Here is a 24,501-nt window from a genome sequence, read left to right as displayed (position 1 = left end):
CTCCTTTCTTTTATCCCGCTACTTGCGGACAGTAAGACTCCCGCCTCAAAATTCAGCGAATGCGAGGAAGTTAGGTAGGAGATAACTGCCCGATTGGTGAAGGCTAATAATCAGTGAGGGAGGGACAAAACCCCCACTGATTAAAGTTTCACTTTATGCAAAATAAAAAACTGCCCCTTTCCTGAAAACAAGAAAGGAGCAGTTTGAAAACACGCTCTAAAGGCTCTTTCTTATCTCTCAGGATTATTACCTGCAGGATTTGGCACAATTCCGCTATACGGCTGTTGCCAAGGTTTCGTCGGGCCTGTCCCTCCACCTTTTCTTGATAAGACTATGCAATTACCGTTGATTTTATAGCAATAATTTCCTGATGTCAATCGGTTTTTCTGAATGTTCTAAATTAAACGCAAGAACTTTAATATAAACAACAAAAGAAATATATTCCATATTCATTTAAAAAAGACCTTTTAAAAACCTCGATCAATATATAGAATTAAATAAGTAGTTTAAGCGTATAGGTTCAAGATTCTCATGAGACTTCAATATATTGAATAAGCCAACCTCTCAAAAAGATACTATATATATTCAATTCATTTCACACTAGCATATTTAATCCTTTCTACATTAAAACTTACATAACGGAGGTATAACATGACAAATAAAAAAGACATGCACTATATACTCGTCCTATATGGCATTCTTTTAGGCTCTATAGTAGGGGCTACAGTTTGGTTATTTTTAGTTACGCTAAATATCGGAATCCACTTTATTTGGGGATATTTACCTAACGTTTTCTCCTCTCCCCCTTATTACACTCTTTGTGTAACAATCATCGGCGGTATCCTCGTTGGTTTAACACAAAAATACTTCGGTACATATCCACGTCTTATGCCAGAAGTAATGGGTGAATATAAAAAAACAGGTAGAATTGAATACCGTTTTGTACATAAAGCTACTTTAACTGCGCTTATCGTTTTAATATTTGGAGCTAGTCTAGGTCCAGAGGCCGCACTTGTTGGAATTATCGGTGGACTTTGTACATGGGTAGGGGATCGCTTTAACTTCGCTTTAAAGGGAATGAACGAACTAACAGAAGTTGGAATTGGTGCTACTTTAAGTGTAATTTTTAATGCACCATTATTCGGTTATTTAGCTCCGAATGAAAATGAGGGTGAACAAATTAATGGGTTTTCTAAAAGAAAAAAAGCAATTGTATATTTAACTACTACTTTTGCTGGTTTTTCCGTTTATTTATTGCTTAGTAAACTTGATAATCGTGGATCTTTTATTGTTGATTTTGGGGAAGGATCTCTTTCAATCAATGAATGGATCGCCTTTCTCCCTCTTGCTTGTATCGGTGCTATCGTTGGTTTCCTTTATTTCAAAGTAGAATTTACATTAGAGAAAATTATCCATCCTTTCCGCGAATACAAACTAACACTTGGAATTATAGGTGGGGTTTTATTAGGAATTGCGGGGACTTTCCTCCCATACACATTATTTTCTGGAGAACATCAATTGAAAGATTTAGTTGTTGAATGGAGCAATTTATCTTTTTGGGTATTACTTCTTTCAGGAGTTTTAAAATTATGTATTACTGCCGTTTGTTTAAATACAGGTTGGCGCGGTGGACATATCTTCCCAATTATATTTGCTGGATCAAGTATCGGATTCGCGATGGCTTCCATTCTTCCTATAGATCCAATCGCATCTGTGGCCATCGTAACAACAGCAATCTCAAGCTATGCGTTACGAAAGCCAATAGCTATAACCTTGTTATTACTTATGTTTTTCCCGCTCAATTTACTATTACCAATGCTTGGAGCGGCAGCGATTGGTAATGCATTTCCACTTCCTAAAAACAACGAAGCTACAAACGAATAAAAATAGGCAGTAGGGACAAAAGTTCCACTGCCTATTTTTATCCCGCTATTTGTGGGCAGTAAGACTCCCACCTCAAAATCCGGCGAGTGCGAGGGAGTTAGGTGGGAGATAACTGCCCGTAAAAGCCCGATTGGTGAAGGCTAATAATCAGTGGGGGATGGACAAAACCCCCACTGATTAAAGTTTCACTTTATTACACACGCTGCTTTAATAGCGCGTATAACTCTTCAAAACTATGCACTTCATATGTTGGCACAATCTCGCTATTATTTGGTTTCTTTTCTGGATTAAACCAACAAGTATCAATTCCCGCTACATATCCACCTTTAATATCGGCACTTAACGAATCCCCAATAATGAGCCCTTCTTCAAAAGCAAAGTTAGGAATCCTTTCAAAAACATAATCAAAATACTCTTTCAGCGGCTTTTGGAATCCCGTATCTTCAGAAACAAAAATATCTTTAAACAATGAATGTAATCCTGCATTACGTAAACGTTTATCTTGCGTCTTAGAAATACCGTTTGTCACTATATATAAATCATACTCACTTTGAATTTGATTTATAAATTCAAATGCACCTTGCATGAGTTGGTTTCCTTCTTCTAAGTAGCTACGATAATTATTTTCGAATAATATCCCATCTACTTCTTCCCCGTACTCTTTAAACAAAATCGAAAATCGTGTATTTACGACTTCATCACGGTTTATTTCACCTTCTTCAAAAGCATCCCAAAGGCTTTTATTAACTTTTTTATACTGCGCTTCAACCTCGCTAGTTAAAGGAATCCCTTTCTCTTCAAAGAGCATACGTAACGCCACTTTCTCCGCCTTCTGAAAATCTAACAATGTATCATCTACATCAAATAGCAATGTTTTATATTTTTTCATAAACCCCTCACACTCCCTTTTCTACAAAAACAAATTTACATAAATCGTATCATTCTTCCTTGTAAAAATAATAGGAGATATCTCATACTACAAACAGGGGTGAAAATATGAAAATCAGTAAAAATGAGAAAGAAATTTATCAATACATGCAAATTCATCAATTCCATACTCTTTTTTCCTTTCATGTCTTACCATTTGTAGAACTACATTCTTTTCAAAAGAAAGAGATGATATGTAAGGAGGGAATCGATCTCCCTTATCTCTATTACTTAATTTCCGGGAAAGCAAAAATATATATGAGCCATAAAAATGGGAAAGTCTCTTTAATTAATTTTATTCAAGCACCTTCATTCATTGGGGAATTAGGATTAATTGGCGTAGAATCTGTTACGAAAGCGGTTGAGGTGATTGAAGATTGTATTTGCTTAGCGCTCCCTCTTAAAGATTGTCAGCATCTTTTATTGCAAGATGCTACCTTTCTACAGAAACTATGCAAATTTATTGGAGAAAAAACAATTACCCGAACAGAAAATTACGCCAAAAACTATAGTTATCCGTTTGAAAACCGATTAGCTGCGTTTATTTTATTAACGGAACAAAATAATTGCTATACCGAAAAACATACTGAGGCCTCAGAATACTTAAACGTCAGTTACCGCCATCTTTTATATGTATTAAACCAGTTTTGCCAGCAAAACTATTTAAAAAAAGAAAGCCGAACATATTATATACAAGATCGAAATCAATTAGAAAAACTTGCTGACGAGCTGAAAATATAAAAAACAGCATTAACATAAAAGTTAATGCTGTTTTTTGAGTGGCGATTATAATTTCAATTAAAATTTGCTTGCTACTTTAGCTGCTTCTTCAAGACCTGCAGTAATGATTTCTTCTGCTTTATCTGGGAATTGGTTATGTCCCTCGATAACTACTGTTTCCATTTTTGTTGCACCGAAGAAGCCCATCATGCTTGCTACGTATTTAACAGCCATTTCCATTTCAGCTGCTGGTCCTTCAGAATATACGCCGCCGCGTGCATTTAATAACGCAATTTTCTTATCTCCAATAAGTCCAACTGGACCTTCTGGTGTATATTTAAACGTTTTACCAGCACGATTTAAATAATCAATATACGTGTGTAATACGGCTGGAATCGTTAAGTTCCATAATGGGAAACCGAAAACAACTTTATCAGCTTCTAAGAATTGATTTAAATACTTATCAGCAACTGCTACTACTTTTGCTTCTTCTTCTGTTAAATCAAATCCTCTGCTTGCTTTGAATGTACCATTAATCATGTCTACGCCTACATATGGTAATTCTTCTTTATATAAATCAAGTTCTACTACTGTATCATTTGGATGTGCTTCTTTATAGTTTGCTAAAAATGCCTCGTATAATTTCACACTTACTGCTTGTTCCGCTGGGCGGTTGTTTGCTTTTACAAATAAAACTGTTGCCATGATTCTTTTCCTCCTACTACTCACTCTTATGTTGTTATATATTACTTACGAAAAAGGGCTACTCCCTTGTAATTGTTGTTGCTTACAAATACATTTTATCTTTATATCAAGACAATTTCGTCCTCACATAGACGTATTTTTCCATAAAAAAAGTCCACCTTCTAAAGGCGAACTAGGTCTTACAACTTTAGTCTTATACAATTCCATTTTTCACTGCATATAATGCTGCTTGTGTGCGATCTGATAAATGTAACTTACTCAAAATACTACTCACATGAGCTTTTACCGTTTTTTCCGTAATAACTAAAACAGAGGCAATTTCTTTATTACTCATCCCTTTCGCTAATAGCTGCAATACTTCATTTTCTCTCGCTGTTAACACATCCACTTGAACGGAAGGTTCTTCTTCTTTCTCTTCCTCCGGTAATGTTTGAGAGAGAAGAGCATTTGCTATCTCCGGATGTAATTGAATATTACCTTTATACGCACTTCGAATAGCTTCAACAAGTTGGTCTGGTTCTACATCTTTTAAAATATAACCACTCGCTCCAGCTTTCAATGCTGGCAATACATGAGCCTGATCAGAAAAACTAGTTAAGACAATTACTTTCACGTTTGGATATTCTTTTTTAATACAAGCTGTCGCCTCAATCCCATCCATCTCAGGCATATATAAATCCATTAGTACAACATCAGGATTTGTTTCTCCTACTTTCACTAACGCTTCTTTTCCATTATTGGCTTCCCCAACTAATTCAAAATCTTCCTGTGTACTTAGAAAAAACGCTAATCCTTTTAAAACGACTGTATGATCATCAACTAACAATACTTTTATTTTCACAAACTTCCCTCATTTTCACATCATAATGGTACATTTACTTTTACACTTGTTCTTTTCTTATCACTTACAATTTTAATTGTTCCACCAACTAATTCTACTCTTTCACGCATCGTAGTCATACCAAGTGATTTCTTCTCTTTTATATCCTTTTCTTCAAAGCCGTTTCCTTGATCGATTATTTCTAATGATACATTTTTCTCCGTCACCTTGAAATAAATCGTCGCTTCTCGTACATTCGCATGCTTACTTACGTTATTTAAAGATTCTTGTCCAATTCGCCATAGCGCTTCCTCTACTACGCGTGGCAAATCACGAACACCAGTAACCTGTTCCCGAATTTTCAATCCCAAACTTTCGCCATATTGCTTTAGAGCTGGTAATAACCCTTTCTCTAATCCTGCCGGACGAAGCTGCCAAATCAAGGTCCTCATTTCTTTCAAAGCACCTTGCGCTAGTTCACGCATCTCATACAAAGAACTATCTACCTTTTCATTTTGGCCTTTTAAAACAGCTTCAGCACCCTTCGTCATAAAAGTTAATGAAAATAATTTTTGTGATACAGAGTCATGCAAATCTCTAGCTAAACGATTACGTTCTTCCATTCGTACAAGCTCTCGGCGTTTTTCATTTAACCTTAAGTTTTCTATCATTAATGATATATGATTTGCTAAAGCCTGTACTACATCTATCGTATTTATATCAAATTCTCCATTATTAGAACTTACACTTAATGCGCCAAATATATGATTTTGAATATGTATTGGAATGGCAATAACTGCACTATTAGGATGTGCTATATTACTAACCTGACTCTTTAACAAAACAGGTTCTTCTTTTTCCAGCGCTTCCTGTGCCGCTAACTTCAAATCTTCTTGTAGCTCATCCATCTTATAAGAAGCCCTTACAGCAAGTTCATTTTCTTCTCTAATGAAGAATACAACTTGCTCCCATAAAAATAATTTCCCTATTTGTTCTACAATCCCCTCTGGCAATGCATTAAATTTATGAATCGCCCTTAAGGCTTGAATAAAACGCTCTAATTTCACATAATAATGCGCTCTTCGCTTTTCATTTTCATATAGTTTTGCCCGCTTTAAAGCCGTTCCAATTTGGAAAGCAACGGATTGGAGTAGTACTAATTCTTCTTCCGAAAAATGTGTTTTACCTGGACTTGCTACATTTAATACGCCAAACTTTTCTCCTCCAGCTTTTAAAGGAACCGTAGCATGATGAAGAATTCCTTCCGTATCTCCCCAATTATATTCAATTGCATTATTAATTCTTTTACATTCAATAATATTAACAGCTCGTTTTAATTTTCCATCTACAAAGCCTCGTAAACACCAACACTCACCTTCACACATCGGACGTTTATTTTCATATGTAAGTGCCTCTGGTAATTGGTAATCGATTAACTTCGTATACTTCCCATTTTCATCCGCAAGAAAAATCCATCCTGTCGTTAAACCTGTTACACTTAGTAATTTTTCTAGGACCGCTTGCAATACATGGTAGGTATCATTTGAGGTATTCAACGTTTCTGCAATCTCTTTTAATATAACTAATTCATTTGTACGATTATCTCGAAACATATCAAGTCTCCTACATACAATATTTTAAATCGCTTCTCAAGTAAATCATCTACTTTTCACTTTGTACTTATTCGTAACATTGATATAATAGTGAAAACATAGTTTTCATTATATCACTTGAGGGGGCTTTCATAATGACATTAAATAAGGCACTTACAATCGCTGGTTCTGACACAAGTGGCGGTGCTGGTATACAAGCAGATTTAAAAACATTCCAAGAACTTGGCGTATATGGAATGACATCTCTTACGACAATCGTAACAATGGATCCACATAACGGTTGGGCACATAACGTATTCCCAATCGCAGCGTCTACATTAAAACCACAATTAGAAACAACAATTGAAGGTGTTGGCGTAGATGCTTTAAAAACAGGTATGCTTGGATCAGTAGAAATTATCGAAATGGTTGCGGAAACAATTGAAAAGCACAATTTCAAAAATGTAGTAGTTGATCCTGTTATGGTATGTAAAGGGGCGGATGAAGCATTACACCCTGAAACAAACGACTGCTTACGTGACGTTCTTGTTCCAAAAGCATTAGTTGTAACGCCAAACTTATTTGAAGCGTATCAATTAAGTGGTGTGAAAATTAATTCTCTTGAGGACATGAAAGAAGCTGCAAAGAAAATCCATGCTTTAGGTGCTAAATACGTACTAATTAAAGGTGGTAGCAAGCTAGGCACAGAAACTGCTATTGATGTGTTATATGACGGCGAAACATTCGATCTTCTAGAATCAGAAAAGATCGATACGACAAATACACACGGTGCAGGTTGTACATATTCTGCTGCAATTACAGCAGAACTTGCAAAAGGAAAATCTGTGAAAGAAGCAGTAAAAACTGCGAAAGAATTCATCACAGCTGCAATTCGTCATTCATTTAAGATTAACGAATATGTAGGACCAACACATCACGGTGCATATCGTAAATTCGTTGCACAGAAAGAGCTTGTCTAATAATGAATTAAAAAACATACTAAAACCGACAGAGCATTCATTGTTCTGTCGGTTTTAGTATGTCTTGCAAAAATGTTTTAAAGTACTCCCCAAATTCCTATGATGCTGAACTAACTTGGTTTCTACCATTTCTTTTTGAATAATATAATGCATCATCCGCTGCTTGAATAAATTGCTCAGGTGATTTTTTATACTCTGAAATCCCAACAGAAACTGTAATTTTAATTTTTTTCCCGTTTTTCAGTTGGAATGAATGCTTTTCAACAGCTAGTCGAATTTGTTCCCCTATACGAGTTCCAAATGCTAATCCCTTTTTCGGTATCAACAGGGCAAATTCTTCGCCACCCTTTCGAAAAACCAAATTAGGGAATGGTCCATTCTCTAACAAAATACGCCCTACTTGTTTTAACACTTCATCCCCAGCAGGATGACCGTATGTATCATTTACATACTTAAAATGATCAATATCGATAAGTAATAAACAGAGTGAACCATTTTTCATATACTTGTTATCAATATGACGATTCATCTCTAAATCAAACTGTCTTACATTTCCTAGATTCGTTAATGCATCTATCGTTGCATAATGCCTCATCGTTTGAAATAATTCATTCGATTGTAATACATAACTTGCACTTACAAATGTGATGTATCCTGCAACAATACTACAAACAAAATATAATACCACTACAGATACATCCTTAAATAAAATAGACAGTGGTAATATTAAAATAGACAAGCTATACACATTAAGCCATATCCACTTTGTAAATATAGAAATTTTCATCCGCCAAATGAAGACAATACCAATTCCGGTTACTATGATAGTATAGCAAGCTAATTCAGAGGCTAAAGAGTAATCAGTAAAAAGTAGCCGAGTTACTAAAATGATAGCAACTGTTATACTACTGGCTATCGGCCCCCCAATTATAACTGCCAAAATAACTGCCAAGTAACGTAAATCCAACAGACTATCTTCAATATGTACACCAAAATACATTAATAATACCCCTAATATCCCAGTAAAAATACCTACTACACATTTTTGCCAAACAGCGAATCCCTCTTTTAACGGCTTATCTCTTAAAAGCTGAGCACCCACAAAGATAAAGGAAAGAATAATTGTCATATTTACAAATAGATCTCTGAACATAAAATAATCTCCCTACTTTTTCTTTTCCATCTATCCCTTTCTATATGCTATTGTATTATGGAATCCCTATAATTCCCAATATTTTTTATTTTACTGTTCCACGTGGAACAGCAAAATAAAAAAGGAGACGAAATTTCGTCTCCTCCATTAGCAACATCGTGATATCTTTCCGCCTTTTGCATTAAATCTAGCTTCTTGTGCCTCAGCAAAAAATTGCTTTTGACATAGAATTTTCTCTTCTGGGTGATGCGCTTTCATATGATTTACATACGTTTCATAACTTGGAACTCCAACAAGTAAACTAATAAATTGCTTTCTCTTTCCCCATACGTTCCGTAAACTTTTAAGCATAGTTCCTCGACTCACTTTCATCTCTAGGAATATATGGCGCCTCTTTTAGCGGCATTGGCTTATTTCTTAATACTTGGATCCAAATTCGAAGTGCAGAAATTAATACAGCGATTACAACTATCATAAAAATCCCACAAAGTGCTGCATCAATATAATCATTGAAAATAATTTGCTTCATCTGAGCGACATTTTTAGCTGGCGCTAACACTTTCCCCTCATCTAATGCTCCCTGAAACACCTTTGCATGGGATAGAAATCCTATTTTAGGATTTTCATGAAATAGCTTTTGATAACCAGCTGTCATGGTTACAATAAGCAATCCGACAGTTGGAATAAGTGTCACCCAAACATATGCTTTTTTCCCCATTTTGAACAAAATTGTCGTTCCAAGTAATAATGCAATACCTGCTAACATTTGGTTTGCAATACCGAAAAGTGGCCATAGCGTATTAATTCCACCAAGAGGATCTACCACCCCTTGATATAAAAAGTACCCCCATCCTAGTACACATAGTGTTGTAGCTATCACATTTGCTAATGTAGAATCTGTTTTCGCAAACGGCTTATATACATGACCTAAAATGTCCTGAATCATAAATCGCCCTACACGTGTTCCAGCATCAATCGTCGTTAAAATAAATAGTGCTTCAAAAAGAATCGCAAAATGGTACCAAAATGCCATCATCGCCGTTCCGCCTATTACTTGTGAAAATATATACGCCATACCAATTGCTAATGTTGGTGCGCCACCTGTACGTGATAAAATGGTCTGTTCTCCGACATTAACAGCAAGTTCTTTTAATTCATTCGGTGTAATAGCAAATCCCCATGAGGAAATAACTTGAGCTGCTTGTGATACATCAGTTCCAATTAGTGCTGCTGGGCTATTAATTGCAAAATAAGTTCCCGGTGTTAATACACAAGCTGCAATCATAGCCATCGCTGCTACAAATGACTCCATTAACATTGCTCCATAACCAATTGGCTGTGCATGTCCTTCTTGTTCAATCATTTTCGGCGTCGTACCTGATGAAACGAGAGCATGGAATCCAGACACAGCACCGCAGGCAATCGTAATAAATAAGAACGGGAATAAGTTGCCTGAGAAAACAGGACCTGTTCCATCGATAAATTGCGAAACTGCTGGCATTTGTAAATCTGGTGCTACAATTAAAATTCCGATTGCTAATCCAAGTATCGTTCCTATTTTTAAAAATGTACTTAAATAATCGCGTGGTGCAAGAAGCATCCAAACTGGTAATGCTGATGCAATGAATCCATATACGATAAGCATAATAGCAATTGTCTCACCACTAAAAGTAAACATACTTGCAAGCGTCGGATTTTCTGCTACATATTGTCCTCCAGCAAGAGATAAAACTAGCAGAATAATACCAATTGCTGATCCTTCTCCTACACGTCCTGGCCTAATGTAACGCATATAAACTCCCATTAAAATAGCAATTGGAATCGTTGCTGCGATTGTAAACATTCCCCATGGACTTCCAACGAGCGCTTTCACGACTACTAAAGCTAATACCGCTAATAAAATTATCATAATACCTAAAATACCAATCATTGCAATTAATCCTGTAACAGGACCAATCTCATCTTTAATCATTTCTCCTAATGATTTACCGTTACGTCTCATCGAAGCAAATAAAATTACAAAATCTTGTACAGCTCCAGCAATAACTACTCCAACAATAATCCAAATTGTCCCGGGTAAATAACCCATCTGCGCCGCCAAAATCGGGCCTACTAAAGGACCTGCTCCTGCAATCGCTGCAAAGTGATGGCCAAATAAAACCCATTTATTTGTCGGAACATAATCCTTCCCATCGTTTAATGTATGAGCAGGTGTTTGCCTATTATTATCTAGTCCGAAAACTTTCCTCGCTATAAATCTACTATAAAAGCGATAAGCAATCGCATACACTGATACAGCAGCAACTAATAGCCATACAGCATTAATTGTTTCACCTTGAGATAAGGCTATTACACCAAAAGCAAATGCTCCTAATGCTGCAATAACTCCCCAAAGTAAAATTGACTTCAACGTTTTCACATACAATCCCCCCATTACTACTTCTTAGTGGAGATTGTACTAAATTTTCTGAATATTTAAGTTAAATCCTCCTTATCATGAAGGATTTCTAGTTTATCATGTTAAAATTCTCTCATTACTTGTCATAGTTCAATTTTATTTCGAAGTCGTTTTACATAATTACGACTTACTGGAATCGGTTGCTCATCGTACCCGTCTAAATACAAATTATACGTGCCATTATAATAAGGTTTAAGTTCTTGTACATATAACATATTAATTAAATAACTTTTATGTACACGTAAAAAATCGTATGTATTAAGCTTATTTTCTAATTCCTGAAGTGTATATGTTGAAATATAATGATTATTCGTTGTATAAATTGAAACTGTTTTATTTTCCTTATTTTTACTTACATATATAATATCTTCTGGAAAAATATATCTAATTCCCTCATGACCTTCTATCGGCAGTTTACGCAAATGGCTCTTTGCTTTCTCACTTTTTTCTTTCCCCATTTTATATAAAATGAATTGTAAATCTTCTTCACGAAATGGTTGCAATAAATAATAAAATGCTTGGAAACGAAAAGCTGTAATTGTCTCTTCTATATCCTCACCAATAAAAATAAATTTTGTATAACAATTCACTTCTCGTAACAAGCTCGAATATTCAAAACCAGTGCCGTCTACTAGTTGCGAATTTAAAAAAACAAAATCAGGTGTATGTTTTTTCATTATTAGCAAAGATTCTGTTCCGGTTCTCGCTTCAAAACATTCTACATTTCGAATGTTCTCAGTAAAGTACTCAACTAATTTTCTTCGCTCTTCTGTCTCTTCCATGATAAGTAAAATTTTCATTTATCCAACCACCTAATTCCTTTGTCCATATGTCTTGTTGTATACATTCGCTTTAGTAAGAAACAATCCCTTTTTCTTACTATACCATTATTTATCTAAAAAAACAGAAAAAAGGAAACCACTTTGGTTTCCTCTTTTCTTTTATCCCGATTGGTGCGTGCTAATAATCAACAGGGAATGGACAAAACCTCCACTAATTGAGGTTTCACTTTATACCAATTCCTGCTGCTTCGTTTCTTTCCCAAGTATAATCACAGCAAGTGCCCCAATTAAAATTGATCCACAGAAAATCGTAAATATTAGCGATAGTGAAGCTTGTGAAGCAACTAAATATCCTACTAATAGTGGTCCAAGAATACCCCCAATACGTCCAAATGCCGCTGCCATTCCTGCGCCTGTACCGCGAATAACTGTTGGATACTGTTCAGGTGTGTAAGCGTATAATGCACCCCAAGCACCTAAGTTAAAGAAGGATAATAACATACCCGCAACTATTAATGCTGTTAATGAATCCGCGATTCCGAACACATAAGCACTACATGCTGTACCAATTAAATACGTAACCAATACAAATTTACGACCAAGACGTTCAATAAACCATGCTGCTGTAAAATATCCTGGTAATTGAGCTAATGTCATAATAAGTACGTACTGGAAACTTTTTATTAAACTAAAACCTTTCAGTACCATTACACTAGGTAACCAAAGGAACATTCCATAATAGGAAAAGACAACACAAAACCATAAAATCCATAACATAATTGTTGCTTTACGATACTTCCCAGACCAAACCGATTTTATATTCTCAATAATGGATGGCCTTTTTTCAACCTTTTGAAACCTTGGAGAATCGGGTAAATTCCATCTTAAATATAAAGCATATAAAGCCGGAACTGCACTTAATACCATCGCAACTTCCCAACCGTATTTAGGAATCACAAAGTACGAGATAAGAGCTGCAATTAACCAGCCACCAGCCCAAAAGCTTTCTAATAGTACAACTATTTTCCCACGTTCGTGCGCTTCAACACTCTCTGATACAAGGGTAGATGCAACTGGGAGTTCTCCGCCGAGTCCCATACCAATTAAAAAGCGTAACACGAGGAACATTGTGAGTGTCGTCGTTAAGGCTGTTAAGCCACTACCAATAGAAAATAGTAATAATGTAATAATGAAGACCGATTTCCGTCCTATTTTATCTGATAGTACCCCAAAGACAAGCGCTCCTACAGCCATACCAATTGAGTTAATACTACCTATCCAACCCATCTCTTGAGTACTTAATCCCCAATCTTTTTGCAACGCCACTATTACAAATGAAAGCATTCCAACATCCATTGCGTCAAATAGCCATCCAAGCCCTGCTATACCAAGTAGCTTTCGCTTCGAAATTTCTTTTACCTTGCTCACAAGAAGTCCTCCTTACACAGCTGTCTTTACACATCATTTTACATGTGTGTATTGTATAAGTAAAATACTTTCGTGTAAAAAATTCTCCTTCATCATTCCCCCAAAGTAAAATATTTATCCCGCTATTTGAGGGCAGTAAAACTCCCACCTCAAAATCCAGCTGGAGCAAAGAAATTAGGTGGGAGTCTGGCTGCCCGTAAACGCCCGATTGGTGAGGGCTAATAATCAGTGGGGGATGAACACCCCCTACTGATTAAAGTTTCACTTTATCAAAAATAAACAAATAAAAAAGTAGCGATGTTCCGCTACTTTTTTGAACGCATTACTTCTTTTAAAAACTCAGCTAGTACTAACTGACGACGCCAGCGTGTTGGATTACTACATAATCTGTAAAACCACTCTAAGTGGATAGCTTGGATCCATTTTGGCGCACGTTTTACCTCTCCAGCCCACACATCTAAACTACCGCCTACTCCAACAGCCATTTTCGTTTCTAAACGATGCTTATTGTTTTGGATAAAGTTTTCTTGTCTTGGGAAGCCCAGCGCAACAAGTAATAGATCTGGTTTTGCTTCTTGAATACGAGAAACAATATTCTCTTCTTCTTCTTGTTTAAAATACCCATCTTGTGTACCCACAATAGATACAGCCGAATATGTCTTCGTTAAATGATTAGCTGCAGCTTGTACAACATGTGGTTTTGCACCTAATAAGAAAACAGATACTGGTTTATTCTCTTCTGACAACTTCGCAAATAAATTACACATTAAATCGAAACCTGCTACACGTTCTTTCACAGGTGTACCAAGCATACCACTTGCTTTTACAACCCCAATACCATCAGGTGTAATTAAATCTGTATTTAATAATGTTTTACGGAATTTTTCGTCCTTTTTTGCACACATAACAATTTCAGGGTTTGCTGTTACTACCTGAAAAGTATGAGTTCGCTCCAATTCTAGTTGTTCCTTTAAATATTGGACCGTTTCATCCATTGTCATTGTAGAAAAAGGAACGCCTAGAACATCAACTGTTTGTACTGCCATAATTAACTATCCTCTCTATTATTAAAGGTTTTTCTCTATTAATCGATTATATGTCTCTTTCGTATCTTCATATAACTTTTGTAGTGAGAAGTTCATAGTAGCATGTTCGTAAATATGTTTTCCCATTGCTGCTAATTCTCCTGTTTTCCACTTATCATATGCCTCTTCTAATGCCGACGCTAATGCTTTTCCATCACCAGTTGGCACAATCCATCCGTAAGTTTCATCTGCGATTAACGGCTCGATTTCTCCCGCCCTAGTCACAATTGATGGTACACGCTGATTTGCTGCTTCTAATAAAACTAACGGAAATCCTTCGCTATGGGAAGTTAATAAATTTACATGTGATGAAGCAAATAATTGTTTCACATCTTGACGGTGCCCTAAAAATTCAACTTTATCATTAATTCCTTTTTCAGTAGCTAACGCCTTTAACTCTCCTTCTAACGGCCCGTCACCAACTAATAATACTTTAATCTTCTCCAATTTTGTTTGTTGTAACGCATCGAATAAAACTTCATGTCCTTTAACAGGATGCAGACGTGCTACTTGGATTGCCGTAAACACATCTTCATCAATATTAAACATTTCCTTTTTATTATAGCCAGCTGCTTTTTCCTGATCATATTCAATACCGTTATAAATAACATGCATCTTTTCATTTGAAATCCCTAATGCCGCTAAGCTTTTTTTCAACCTATTCGTTACAACAAAAAATAAATCTATATTTTTTAAAGCTTTTAAATTTAACTTAGTAAAAATCCAACCTTTTAGGCCTTGTTTAGTAAAGTCTTGAAATGGATCACTATGAATTGTCGTTACCCATTTTGCCACGAATTTCTTTTTCATTAAAGAAACAAAGAAATTTGCCCTAGGACCGTGTGTATGAACTACATCAAATTTTTCTTTATTAATGAATTCACTTATGTTTTTTAAAATGGATAAATCATAGCGAGATTTTTGTGAAAACACATGAACTTTTATCCCTAGCTCTCTTGCTTCTTTCGCAACAATTCCATCTTCAAATACTGCTAATTCTACTTCACCATCCGGAAACTGATCGAGCAGTGAAATAATATGTGTTTTTCCTCCACCATCTTCTGCTCCTGCATTCATATGCAATATCCTCATATTTTTTCCTCCTTTAAATCCTCGCTACATTTCCATCTATCTTTATTTTACTGTACTAAAAAATAAAAGCTAACAAAAGTTAGCTTTTATTTTTATCATTCAATTTCTAGATCTACAATTAGATAAGCTAACACCACTACAAAGTAAATACCCACTCCTGGTGCTGTCAAAATATGTCCTGCAATGTACGCAATGCCTAGTGCTAATAATAAGCTTGCTGAAATCATTCCATATTTTATATTAAATATTTCCTTAAATCTTGTAACAAATGCTAGTAAGATTCTTAAGCCGTAATAAATAAATGGAATCATCATTAATGCAAAACCAATAATTCCGAAATCATAAAACCAATCATGGAAGTCCATTTCTATTAACTTCGGATCTGGCTCTTTTTGTTCATTATACTTAAAGTTACCTGCGTAACCCATTCCTAATAATTTTTGTGACATTGGCGCTTCCTTAAAGAATTGCTTATGTCTTTCTTCATATACTTGACGTCCGCTGAAAATAAGATTTTCTTGATTTTCTTTCTTTTGCTCTTTCTCAACCTCTTTTTTAACTTCCGCTTCTATCTTTGCTTTTTCTTCCGGTTTTTCAGCTTTATGTTGTTTTTCTTCTTTTTCTTTAATTTCTTGTTCTTTTTTTATTTTCTCTTTAATTTCTTGTTCTTTTTGCCCTTGTTGTGCTACATTTTGTTCTGATAAATAGTTATTATGAATACCCATATTTTGTGCTAATGGTGTCATTTTAAATGTTCCAACTACACCAGCTAATAGGACAATAGCAATTAATGCATTAAGTACAAGAGCTTTTTTGTTTGGATTTTTTCTATCAAATAATAATTGTAGTACAATAATCCCGATTGCTGCCGCTAACGTAGCACCAATTGAGCCCATTCCTACCTTCGTTCCAACTTGAATTAAAGAGTAAATCATTAACAGCGATGGAATCCAATATAAAACGTGCTTCACGCTCTTTGTTTTTTGAATAGAATATAGTACCACAATAGGGAAAATAATAGCTAAGATTGACCCAAGTTCATTACCTGCATAGAACCACCCTCGGGAACCAACTTTCATCCACTCATAACTTCCAAAATCTGTAGAAGTTGTAATAGAAATAACCATAACAGCATTAATAATTAATGTTGAATACACAATGTTATTTCTAACTTTATCGCTAATATTTACTGTCTTCTTCAGTGATTTTAAAGCTAAAATGTATGAGCCGAGCATAATATATATATACAATGCTTTTCCAATGAATTTAACTTCTTCTGCGAGTACAATAGGACTCTTGATTAACTTGTTATTAATAAATCCTATTCCTAATACAACTCCTAGTAATACAAGATAAATCAAAAACTTCCTATTTTCTCTTTCTTTTGCCTGAATTAAAATATAAATGCCACCCATTGCCATAATGAGGAATCTTACCATAATTCCAACTGTCGCATTTACTTTTAATAACTCAATGCTAAGAGACGTTAATAAATCTAAAACAGGCTGTAAAATAATAAAAAAGAGCAAAAAATGCTCAAATCTAACCCTAGCTTGATTTGCTAACATTCCAAGACCTCCATACAAAATCTTCACATTATCTTTTAATCATAGTTTTCTACTGTTTAAACATACCTAGCAATTATAACATAACTCATATTTAAATTGAGAACTATTTTTCATGCCGAAACTATTCAAATCCAGCATTATTAGTAACCGAAAACATTGTCCTTTAGCTATCCTTTCCTATCCCTATAAAAACTATCTAACACATATGCACTTATTTTCGACAGTACAAAAATATTTTTTTATCATTTTATATAAATGTATAAAAAAGGACTTCTCCTATTGTACCATCCCCCTAACTAAGCTACCTCAAAAAAACTATGAAATGAATCTTCTCGCACTTTTTTGCTTTACTTCATTGCTACTTATCAAGCATTTTCAAACGCTTTCTTTAGCTATTTCATCCATTTTTCTACATGTAACGAAAAGTAATTGTTATTTCCAAAACTTTAGTGTATATTTTTTCTCTGGAACATCTTTAAGAGGAAGGAATTAAAGCCATGTTATTAATCGATATATTTACGTTTCTTGGCATTATCGCCGCTGCCATTTCTGGTACATTAGTTGGTTTGAAAAAAGATCTAGATTTATTTGGTGTCCTTTGTTTAGCTGTAGCTACTGCGCTCGGCGGCGGTATTATTCGTGATATTATGATTGGTAACCTGCCTCCTGTCGCATTTGTAAAACCCATTTACTTTTTCGTAAGTGTACTATCAGCATTATTCACATGTATGTTTTTTGAGCGTATTAATAAACTTCAAGTTGTTATTATGCTTTCTGATGCTGTTGGTTTAGGTGTATTTACAGCTATTGGTGCAAATGCAGCAATGTCACATCACGTTGACGCCTCGTTTTTGGTCGTTTCAATGGGAGTTATTACAGGTATTGGGGGCGGTATTTTACGCGACATTTGCGCTCAAGATATCCCGTATGTATTCCGAAAAGAAATATATGCAATTGCTTCTATTTTAGGAGCAGTTAGTTTCCTAATTACACATGCAATGGGGGCACACGTCTTAGCTTTCTATGTTTGTTTATTAGTAACATTCGTTATTCGTGTAGTCACCGTAATATATAACGTACATTTCCCAGTTTTCTTTAAAACACATGCAAAAATTAATAAGGGCCATTAAGAGAATTCTATATACTATAGAGTAATTATATATAAAAAATTGAAAATGAATTAGAAACTATCCCATAAGTAATGAAGGGTATTCAAGACGATTCCTCAAAAATGGCCTTAACGGCGGATAATTTACAACTTGAACTAAACCGATAAGGCGAATCGATACAAAAAAAGAATCCGAAATGGATTCTTTTATTTTCTGAAAAATATTTTTTGGCAATAAAAATAACTCATATAAACACCAAAGCTTTGTAAAATAAACAAAGCTGGCATAATAATATTATAGTATGCCATATCTACTTGAAAGAGCCTTAACGATACATATCCGGTAATTAATAATACAAACAACATATATCCTTCATTTTGCTGTTTCTTAATTAGAAAATGTAATAAAGCTATGGCCATAAACAGTGTCACCACTATATATATAAGCTTTTCACATTTAAAAAGAATAGAATTTATTCCCTCATCTGAAAACTGGCTAATAACTGGTTTTAACAGGTTAAATCTTTCTACTTCCATTTCTTTTAACTCTTGATCAATGTGCTCTTTTACACTTTGATTTTCAGATGTTTTTTCTTCATTTTGACTTTTTCCAATTAAAACAGATTGAACATAATTCTGATTAGAAATCGTATACTGTGACATTCCCATCATCTTGATACCATAGCTCACACCAAAATGAGTACTATAAAACAGAATAAGTATTCCTATCATTTTTAGTAGTAATTTTTGTTTCGCCCCTGATTGAAATAATTCAATTAACAGCACATATACAGCTATAAAAACAGGTAAAAATAACCCCACTGGGAAAATCATATTGCTAAGTGCAAATAAAATGGCTGAAATTACCCACATATAAGGATGATCCAATCCTTTATATAAAAGTATGTAACAAGCACAATAAAATAAAAATATTGCGAGTGATTCCGCCGTTAATACCGAACTCATAAATATATTTGGAATATATAAAGCATAAAACACGGACGCAATACGACCACACTCTTCTCCAAATACCATTGACGCAATGCGATAAATGAAAAATGCAGTTCCTGTACAAAATAAAATATTAAATAATTGTAAAGCGAATACCGTATCACCAAATATACGAATGATTATCGATTCATAAATAATAAAAGGTAACTGCGCTACATTCTCTATATTATTGCCAATTGCAATCTGCTTTGCAGACTCATACATAGCTTTCATATCACCTATTATTGGACCATCTACAAATAGAACTGTGATAAATCTTACAACTATAGATACGCTTATAAGAAAAATAAGAAATTGTTTATCTGTGAAACGATATTGCAAAATCGATGCCACTAACAAAATAAGAATAACAAAAATCACTAATACGATTGTTATACTTGTTGTACTTCCCCAAAAAAATTGCTTACTTGTTTCAAAAGCCGACCAACAACTATAAACAAAAAATGCGAGCATCGCACCAATCGTTATTTTACTGAAGAAAGACGAAAAATTTGTTTGTATATGATTCATATGTCCATTGCACCTCTATTTCCATTCATAACAAAACGATTCTATCATGAATGGGTACAAGGTTAACAGGGAATTTCTATGACAAATACATAGTCATTACTTTTTACTTGCAATGTAAGCGAATCCTCTTTTACACTACATTTTAGATAAAATAAATTTTCTTTCAGTTACATGAATACAAATACAGAAGTTTAAATAATCCTCTTTTGGAATACACTTTACTTCATTAAATATCTAATATGAGTAATCCACTTACACATATTATTCTGATTGAAAACAGACTATAGGGGCTGAATATATGGAAAAGAAATTCATGCGAGAATCTAAAGCAATTAAGACAACACGTGTTTTTCCTAACGATTTAAATAATCACCAAACACTTTTTGGAGGGAAATTATTAGCAGAAATTGATAGTATTGCTTCAATTGCGGCTGCAAGACATAGTCGTAAACATTGCGTAACAGCATCTATTGATTCAGTTGATTTTTTAACTCCAATTCACCAAGCTGATTCTGTTTGTTATGAAGCATTTGTATGTTATACAGGGAAATCTTCAATGGAAGTTTTCGTAAAAGTAATCGCAGAAAATTTATTAGCAGGCGAGCGTAGAATTGCCGCTACTTGCTTCATTACATTTGTGGCAATAAAAGATGGAAAACCTTCGTCGGTACCACAAGTACTACCTGAAACTCAGGAAGAACATTGGTTACACACAACCGGTTTAGAACGCGCGGAAAACCGAAAAAAGGGACGTTTAAAAAGTAAAGAGATGGCTGAAGTTTTAACTTTAAGTAAGCCTTGGAATATTTAATACAATCTTTTCATCATACATGCACAGGTTCTTCCTTGCATGTATTTTTTATTATAAAAAATACTATCGCTTGCCTTTGTATTCAGTGGTCTCCTCCTAAAATCACCCATCAGTTTTTCCTTTATTTTCTTATACTTTTAATGGTATATTAAGTAAAGTTGTTTATAAATAACCATAATATAGTTAAATATGTAAGGGGTGGTGCGGTAATGTCTATCGAAGTACCAATTTCAATACCAAAAACTTTAATTATTATTCCAGCCTATAATGAGGAAGAAGCAATTGCAGATACATTAACAAGATTACTAGAACTAAAACAACATTTTACAGCGTTAAGCATTTGCGTTATTAATGATGGCTCACAAGATAAAACAGCTCAAATCGTAAAAAATTTCCCTGTTCATCTTATTAATCTACCATATAATCTAGGCATCGGTTCAGCTGTACAAACTGGCTATAAATATGCATATGAGAATGGATATGATATTGCAATTCAGTTCGATGCTGATGGACAACATAATCCGGATGATTTATACAAAATTATACAGCCTATTGCTGAAGGCCAATGTGATATGGTGCTAGGTTCACGCTTTACAGAAAAAACAGCTTACAAAGGTAGTATTTCAAGAAGAATCGGTATTTTTTATTTTACTGCCCTACTGAAAGTTTTAACGAAACAAACATTTATGGATCCAACTTCTGGATATCGTGCTATTAATCGAGAAGTAATTACGATTTTTGCACACAATTATCCAAAAGATTATCCAGAGCCAGAAGTCCTTATTCATTTAAAAAAGAAAAAACTTCGCATTAATGAGATATCTGTAAATATGCAAGAGCGACAAGGTGGACAATCTTCCATCACACCTCTTAAATCTGCATATTACATGATTAAAGTAAGCCTTGCTATATTGATGCAAAAAATCGTGAAAGGTTGATAGTGAATGCATATAATTACCTTTTCATTCATCTTTATTTTGTTATTATTCTTCTTAATTATTAATTCTATCCGTCGCGGGGCTTTAGAAACAAAATATGCTATTTTGTGGATTTTTGTTTGTGTTGCAATGGCTATTTTAAGTTCTACTGATAAAATTATAAATTGGATTGGAAAACTATTAAAAGTAGAATATCCACCATCCATTTTATTCTTATTTGGATTATTATTCTGTTTCATCTTAATTTTTGACCTAACAAGAAAAATTTCTAAGCTACACCATCAACTTGTAACATTAACGCAAGATTATGCATTATTAAAGCAAAAATTAAAAGTAGCGCAAACTGAAACAGATAGCGAATAATTTTTTCTATTTAAATACTAACAGATACAAAAAGCACCTTGATTCTTCTAAGATTCAAGGTGCTTTTCATTTCAAACTATTTGTTTCTAATTAATAGTTTACTAATTTTCATAACCGTTGCCACGGTTCCTACTCCAATTATAATAAATAAAAATGGGATTAATGGTAATGCATATCTTTCATATGCGGCATAAAAACATGTTAAAGCTGTTTGCAGTAAAAGAATTGACCATAAAAATGTAGTCTCTCTCCACCTTTTTAAAAGGAAGATAAATGAAAGTATTGTACATATTAAAAACATCGTCTTAATAAAATTATGTATTTCATTCATATCCTTTGCAGAAACATTGAATACTTCAATATTATGCTCTATAGAATAATACGGTTTTTTCCACATAATTTCTGGCTTCAAGATTAAATAACTCTCTATCATGGCATTCTTATCTGTTTTCCACCATTCTTTCATTCTATCTTTCGCTATTTTTTCTTCTAATTCCATAAATTCATGTGCTTCCAGGTTAGGGTACTTTGCGTGTAATTCCACTTCAAGTTCTGCCATATTCTTACCTTCTGGGTAACCTTTCCCTTGATACGTTCCAAGTAATAACGGATTCCCTGCCCCAGCAGTTAGTGGAATAAATTTATCAAATTGAATGTAATTGCGGGCCCACCATGGTCCAAGTACGATAAGTCCTATCCCTATACTTATAATCGCTTGCTTCATCATAATGCGGAATGGATAGCGTTTCATTAAGAGATATATAAATAATGGTATTGGATATAAAGCGACTTGTACGCGTAAGTACAATGCTAAAAAGTAGAAAATTAATACAATTAGAAAATGTTTCGTTTTATGAGTATCAGCTAATTTTAAGCTCCAATATAATAATCCCAATGAAAAGAATAGAAACGGTCCTTCTGTTAAAGTTAAATTTTCCATAACAATCTCTGGAGGATACACAGCTAATAAGAAAGCACCTATTAATCCTGCAGCGGGATTCAATAAATAAGTACCAATCTTATAAGTTAGTAAAATACTAAGTACCCCTAATAGGATAATAATTAATTTAGCTACAAAAAGGCCTTCATTTCCATTTCCAAAAAAGTAAAATACAGTAGCTAAAAACGCTGGAAAACCTGGCATAATATGAATAGTTGGTTTATCCGGCTCATGATATGTTAACATTCCTGTTTCCAATAAAATAGTTGCCGTTTTTTGATAACCTATATCATCGCTAGCTATAGTCAAATCTGCACCATGTGTTTGTAAAGTTGCAAAACGAAGCGCAAAACCTACTATCATAATAATCCCTAAAAGGATTACATTAGATTTGCGAGTAAATCGCCTTAACATCTCATCTTCTCCCTTCAAATACATAATTTTCAAATTATATTTCTATATTTTTACAAGGCAATATATTCTATAATAAATACTTTTTATACAAAGTACAATAATAGAAAGTTGATTTACAAAGTTTATATGCGTTAAACTGATACAGATGTTCTTGTAATCTTCTTCCTTTCAAAAGGCTTGTATATATGGTGCAAGACATAAAAAATTTGAGGAGATAAAAATTCTATGATGGAACAAAAACAACTTGTTTCTGTTGTCATACCCCTGTATAACACAGAAAAATATATTGAAGAAACGATGCAGTCAATACTGGATCAAACATATAAAAACATTGAAATTGTAATTGTAGATGATGGAAGTAAAGATCAATCACCTTCTATCGTAAAAAATCTTGCAGAAAAATATCCGGGTCAAGTAAAATACGTTCACCAAAAAAACCAAGGTGTTTCAGTAGCTCGTAATACAGGGATTGAAAATGCTAGCGGAGAATACGTCGCTTTCCTTGATAGTGATGACTTATGGCATCCAACTAAAATTGAGAAACAAATCGAGAGTATGCATAAAAACAACATGGACGCGTGCTATTGTGGTTATATGAATTTCTACGAAGAAACAAGCGAAAAGGTTGAGCATACAACAAACTTTATTAAAGGTGATATGGCAAAAGCATTCTTAACACACCAAGTTGTTGCTCAAACAAGTACTTGGATTTTCAAACGCTCTATCGCAATGAATCATAATATCCGTTTTACACCAGGATGTAGCTGGGGAGAAGACTTGGAGTTTTTATTTAAACTAATGAGTGTGACAAATGTATGCTATGTCGATGAATACTTAACATATTATAGAATCTTATCAGAAGGAAATCTTTCTTCTAAATATAAAGATTACGAATTAAAAACAACTAAAGAACTGGAAGTATTCAATCGTATGAAAGACTGGGTACATAATAAATCTCAAGACTTCATTACGAAAGACCCTCAGTCACTTATTGAGATTCTTGAGCATTATTTATTCCCTTATACGGTTATCAATAATGCTTGTATATACATTAAAGAGAACTCTCAATTAGATAAGTCCCAAGTTCAATTAATCAAAAAAGATATAAAGAAATATTGCCGTAAAATCTATTCAAAAAACGGAAAGCGTAGTAAAAAACTATATGCAATGCTTTGGTTTGTACGAATTAAATTTCTGTTTTCTTAAACCGAA

The 24,501-nt window shown here is 34.2% G+C and carries 22 protein-coding genes and 1 riboswitch; of the genes, 8 read left to right on the top strand and 14 right to left on the bottom strand.

The genetic code is table 11. The annotated features are described in order from the left end of the window. Positions 1-227: 227 nt before the first annotated feature. A riboswitch (SAM riboswitch) is annotated at positions 228-332 on the bottom strand. Positions 333-651: 319 nt separating this feature from the next. Next, positions 652-1,884: a chloride channel protein gene (locus ACP6L7_RS28905; protein WP_097831411.1), complete on the top strand. Its 1,233-nt coding sequence runs from the start codon at positions 652-654 to the stop codon at positions 1,882-1,884. A 193-nt stretch (positions 1,885-2,077) separates the two neighbouring features. On the opposite strand, the gene ACP6L7_RS28900 is transcribed toward ACP6L7_RS28905, so the two are convergent. Then, on the bottom strand, positions 2,078-2,773 hold the full coding sequence (locus tag ACP6L7_RS28900; RefSeq protein WP_097831410.1) for a YjjG family noncanonical pyrimidine nucleotidase: 696 nt from the start codon (positions 2,771-2,773) through the stop codon (positions 2,078-2,080). A gap of 107 nt (positions 2,774-2,880) precedes the next feature. Between ACP6L7_RS28900 and ACP6L7_RS28895 the strand changes: the two genes are divergently transcribed. Further along, on the top strand, positions 2,881-3,552 hold the full coding sequence (locus ACP6L7_RS28895) for a transcriptional regulator YeiL (RefSeq protein ID WP_097831409.1): 672 nt from the start codon (positions 2,881-2,883) through the stop codon (positions 3,550-3,552). A 57-nt stretch (positions 3,553-3,609) separates the two neighbouring features. Here the strand turns inward: ACP6L7_RS28895 and ACP6L7_RS28890 are convergent, their stop codons facing one another. The 3 genes from ACP6L7_RS28890 to ACP6L7_RS28880 all read right to left on the bottom strand — a co-directional run bounded on the left by ACP6L7_RS28890 (position 3,610) and on the right by ACP6L7_RS28880 (position 6,669). Then, positions 3,610-4,236 (bottom strand): FMN-dependent NADH-azoreductase, encoded by a 627-nt coding sequence (locus ACP6L7_RS28890; protein ID WP_097831408.1) that lies wholly within the window; start codon positions 4,234-4,236, stop codon positions 3,610-3,612. Positions 4,237-4,429: 193 nt separating this feature from the next. Further along, on the bottom strand, positions 4,430-5,077 hold the full coding sequence (locus ACP6L7_RS28885; protein ID WP_097831407.1) for a response regulator: 648 nt from the start codon (positions 5,075-5,077) through the stop codon (positions 4,430-4,432). 20 nt (positions 5,078-5,097) lie between these two features. Next, on the bottom strand, positions 5,098-6,669 hold the full coding sequence (locus tag ACP6L7_RS28880) for a GAF domain-containing sensor histidine kinase (protein WP_097831406.1): 1,572 nt from the start codon (positions 6,667-6,669) through the stop codon (positions 5,098-5,100). A 134-nt stretch (positions 6,670-6,803) separates the two neighbouring features. Between ACP6L7_RS28880 and pdxK the strand changes: the two genes are divergently transcribed. After that, entirely contained in the window at positions 6,804-7,628 is an 825-nt protein-coding gene (gene pdxK / locus ACP6L7_RS28875) for a pyridoxine/pyridoxal/pyridoxamine kinase (protein WP_097831405.1), read from the top strand. Positions 7,629-7,725: 97 nt separating this feature from the next. Here the strand turns inward: pdxK and ACP6L7_RS28870 are convergent, their stop codons facing one another. From ACP6L7_RS28870 to ACP6L7_RS28835, 8 genes are all read right to left on the bottom strand, one after another. Further along, positions 7,726-8,781, bottom strand: a complete 1,056-nt coding sequence (locus tag ACP6L7_RS28870) for a diguanylate cyclase (protein ID WP_097831404.1) — start codon at positions 8,779-8,781, stop codon at positions 7,726-7,728. A 147-nt stretch (positions 8,782-8,928) separates the two neighbouring features. Continuing rightward, on the bottom strand, positions 8,929-9,132 hold the full coding sequence (locus tag ACP6L7_RS28865; RefSeq protein ID WP_097831403.1) for a YbdD/YjiX family protein: 204 nt from the start codon (positions 9,130-9,132) through the stop codon (positions 8,929-8,931). Beyond that, on the bottom strand, positions 9,125-11,200 hold the full coding sequence (cstA, locus tag ACP6L7_RS28860; protein ID WP_097831402.1) for a carbon starvation protein CstA: 2,076 nt from the start codon (positions 11,198-11,200) through the stop codon (positions 9,125-9,127). The genes ACP6L7_RS28865 and cstA overlap by 8 nt, the downstream gene beginning before the upstream one ends. 122 nt (positions 11,201-11,322) lie before the next feature. Beyond that, entirely contained in the window at positions 11,323-12,039 is a 717-nt protein-coding gene (locus ACP6L7_RS28855; protein ID WP_097831401.1) for a LytR/AlgR family response regulator transcription factor, read from the bottom strand. A gap of 210 nt (positions 12,040-12,249) precedes the next feature. Continuing rightward, the gene (locus ACP6L7_RS28850; RefSeq protein WP_097831400.1) at positions 12,250-13,449 is read right to left on the bottom strand and encodes an MFS transporter; all 1,200 of its coding nucleotides are present in this window, start codon (positions 13,447-13,449) and stop codon (positions 12,250-12,252) included. Between the two features lie 305 nt (positions 13,450-13,754). Next, positions 13,755-14,495, bottom strand: a complete 741-nt coding sequence (locus ACP6L7_RS28845; RefSeq protein WP_097831399.1) for a WecB/TagA/CpsF family glycosyltransferase — start codon at positions 14,493-14,495, stop codon at positions 13,755-13,757. 21 nt (positions 14,496-14,516) lie between these two features. Beyond that, positions 14,517-15,626, bottom strand: coding sequence for a glycosyltransferase family 4 protein (locus ACP6L7_RS28840; protein WP_097831398.1), 1,110 nt, complete (start codon positions 15,624-15,626; stop codon positions 14,517-14,519). 95 nt (positions 15,627-15,721) lie between these two features. Next, positions 15,722-17,194, bottom strand: coding sequence for an O-antigen ligase family protein (locus tag ACP6L7_RS28835; RefSeq protein ID WP_098361898.1), 1,473 nt, complete (start codon positions 17,192-17,194; stop codon positions 15,722-15,724). Between the two features lie 497 nt (positions 17,195-17,691). On the opposite strand from ACP6L7_RS28835, the gene ACP6L7_RS28830 reads away from it, so the two are divergent. After that, positions 17,692-18,324 (top strand): trimeric intracellular cation channel family protein, encoded by a 633-nt coding sequence (locus ACP6L7_RS28830; protein WP_097831396.1) that lies wholly within the window; start codon positions 17,692-17,694, stop codon positions 18,322-18,324. A gap of 185 nt (positions 18,325-18,509) precedes the next feature. On the opposite strand, the gene ACP6L7_RS28825 is transcribed toward ACP6L7_RS28830, so the two are convergent. Continuing rightward, a complete protein-coding gene (locus tag ACP6L7_RS28825) occupies positions 18,510-19,823 on the bottom strand; it encodes an ArnT family glycosyltransferase (protein WP_097831395.1) in 1,314 nt (437 codons plus the stop codon). A 298-nt stretch (positions 19,824-20,121) separates the two neighbouring features. Between ACP6L7_RS28825 and ACP6L7_RS28820 the strand changes: the two genes are divergently transcribed. From ACP6L7_RS28820 to ACP6L7_RS28810, 3 genes are all read left to right on the top strand, one after another. After that, positions 20,122-20,634: an acyl-CoA thioesterase gene (locus tag ACP6L7_RS28820; RefSeq protein WP_000412126.1), complete on the top strand. Its 513-nt coding sequence runs from the start codon at positions 20,122-20,124 to the stop codon at positions 20,632-20,634. 209 nt (positions 20,635-20,843) lie between these two features. Continuing rightward, positions 20,844-21,572: a glycosyltransferase family 2 protein gene (locus tag ACP6L7_RS28815; protein WP_000021473.1), complete on the top strand. Its 729-nt coding sequence runs from the start codon at positions 20,844-20,846 to the stop codon at positions 21,570-21,572. Positions 21,573-21,578: 6 nt separating this feature from the next. Then, entirely contained in the window at positions 21,579-21,935 is a 357-nt protein-coding gene (locus ACP6L7_RS28810) for a DUF2304 domain-containing protein (protein WP_097831394.1), read from the top strand. A 76-nt stretch (positions 21,936-22,011) separates the two neighbouring features. Here the strand turns inward: ACP6L7_RS28810 and ACP6L7_RS28805 are convergent, their stop codons facing one another. Continuing rightward, positions 22,012-23,289 carry a glycosyltransferase family 39 protein gene (locus tag ACP6L7_RS28805; protein ID WP_141533518.1) on the bottom strand — a complete coding sequence of 426 codons (1,278 nt, stop codon included), beginning with the start codon at positions 23,287-23,289 and terminating at the stop codon, positions 22,012-22,014. Positions 23,290-23,514: 225 nt separating this feature from the next. Here ACP6L7_RS28805 and ACP6L7_RS28800 point away from each other — a divergent pair, with 225 nt between their 5' ends. Continuing rightward, positions 23,515-24,495, top strand: a complete 981-nt coding sequence (locus tag ACP6L7_RS28800) for a glycosyltransferase family 2 protein (protein ID WP_097831393.1) — start codon at positions 23,515-23,517, stop codon at positions 24,493-24,495. Positions 24,496-24,501: the final 6 nt, after the last annotated feature.

Origin of the sequence: Bacillus silvicola (assembly GCF_050524305.1) — a bacterium.
GTDB lineage: Bacteria > Bacillota > Bacilli > Bacillales > Bacillaceae_G > Bacillus_A > Bacillus_A cereus_AT.
Note: the sequence above shows the minus strand (reverse complement) of the source record. Positions and strands in the feature narration are given on the sequence as shown.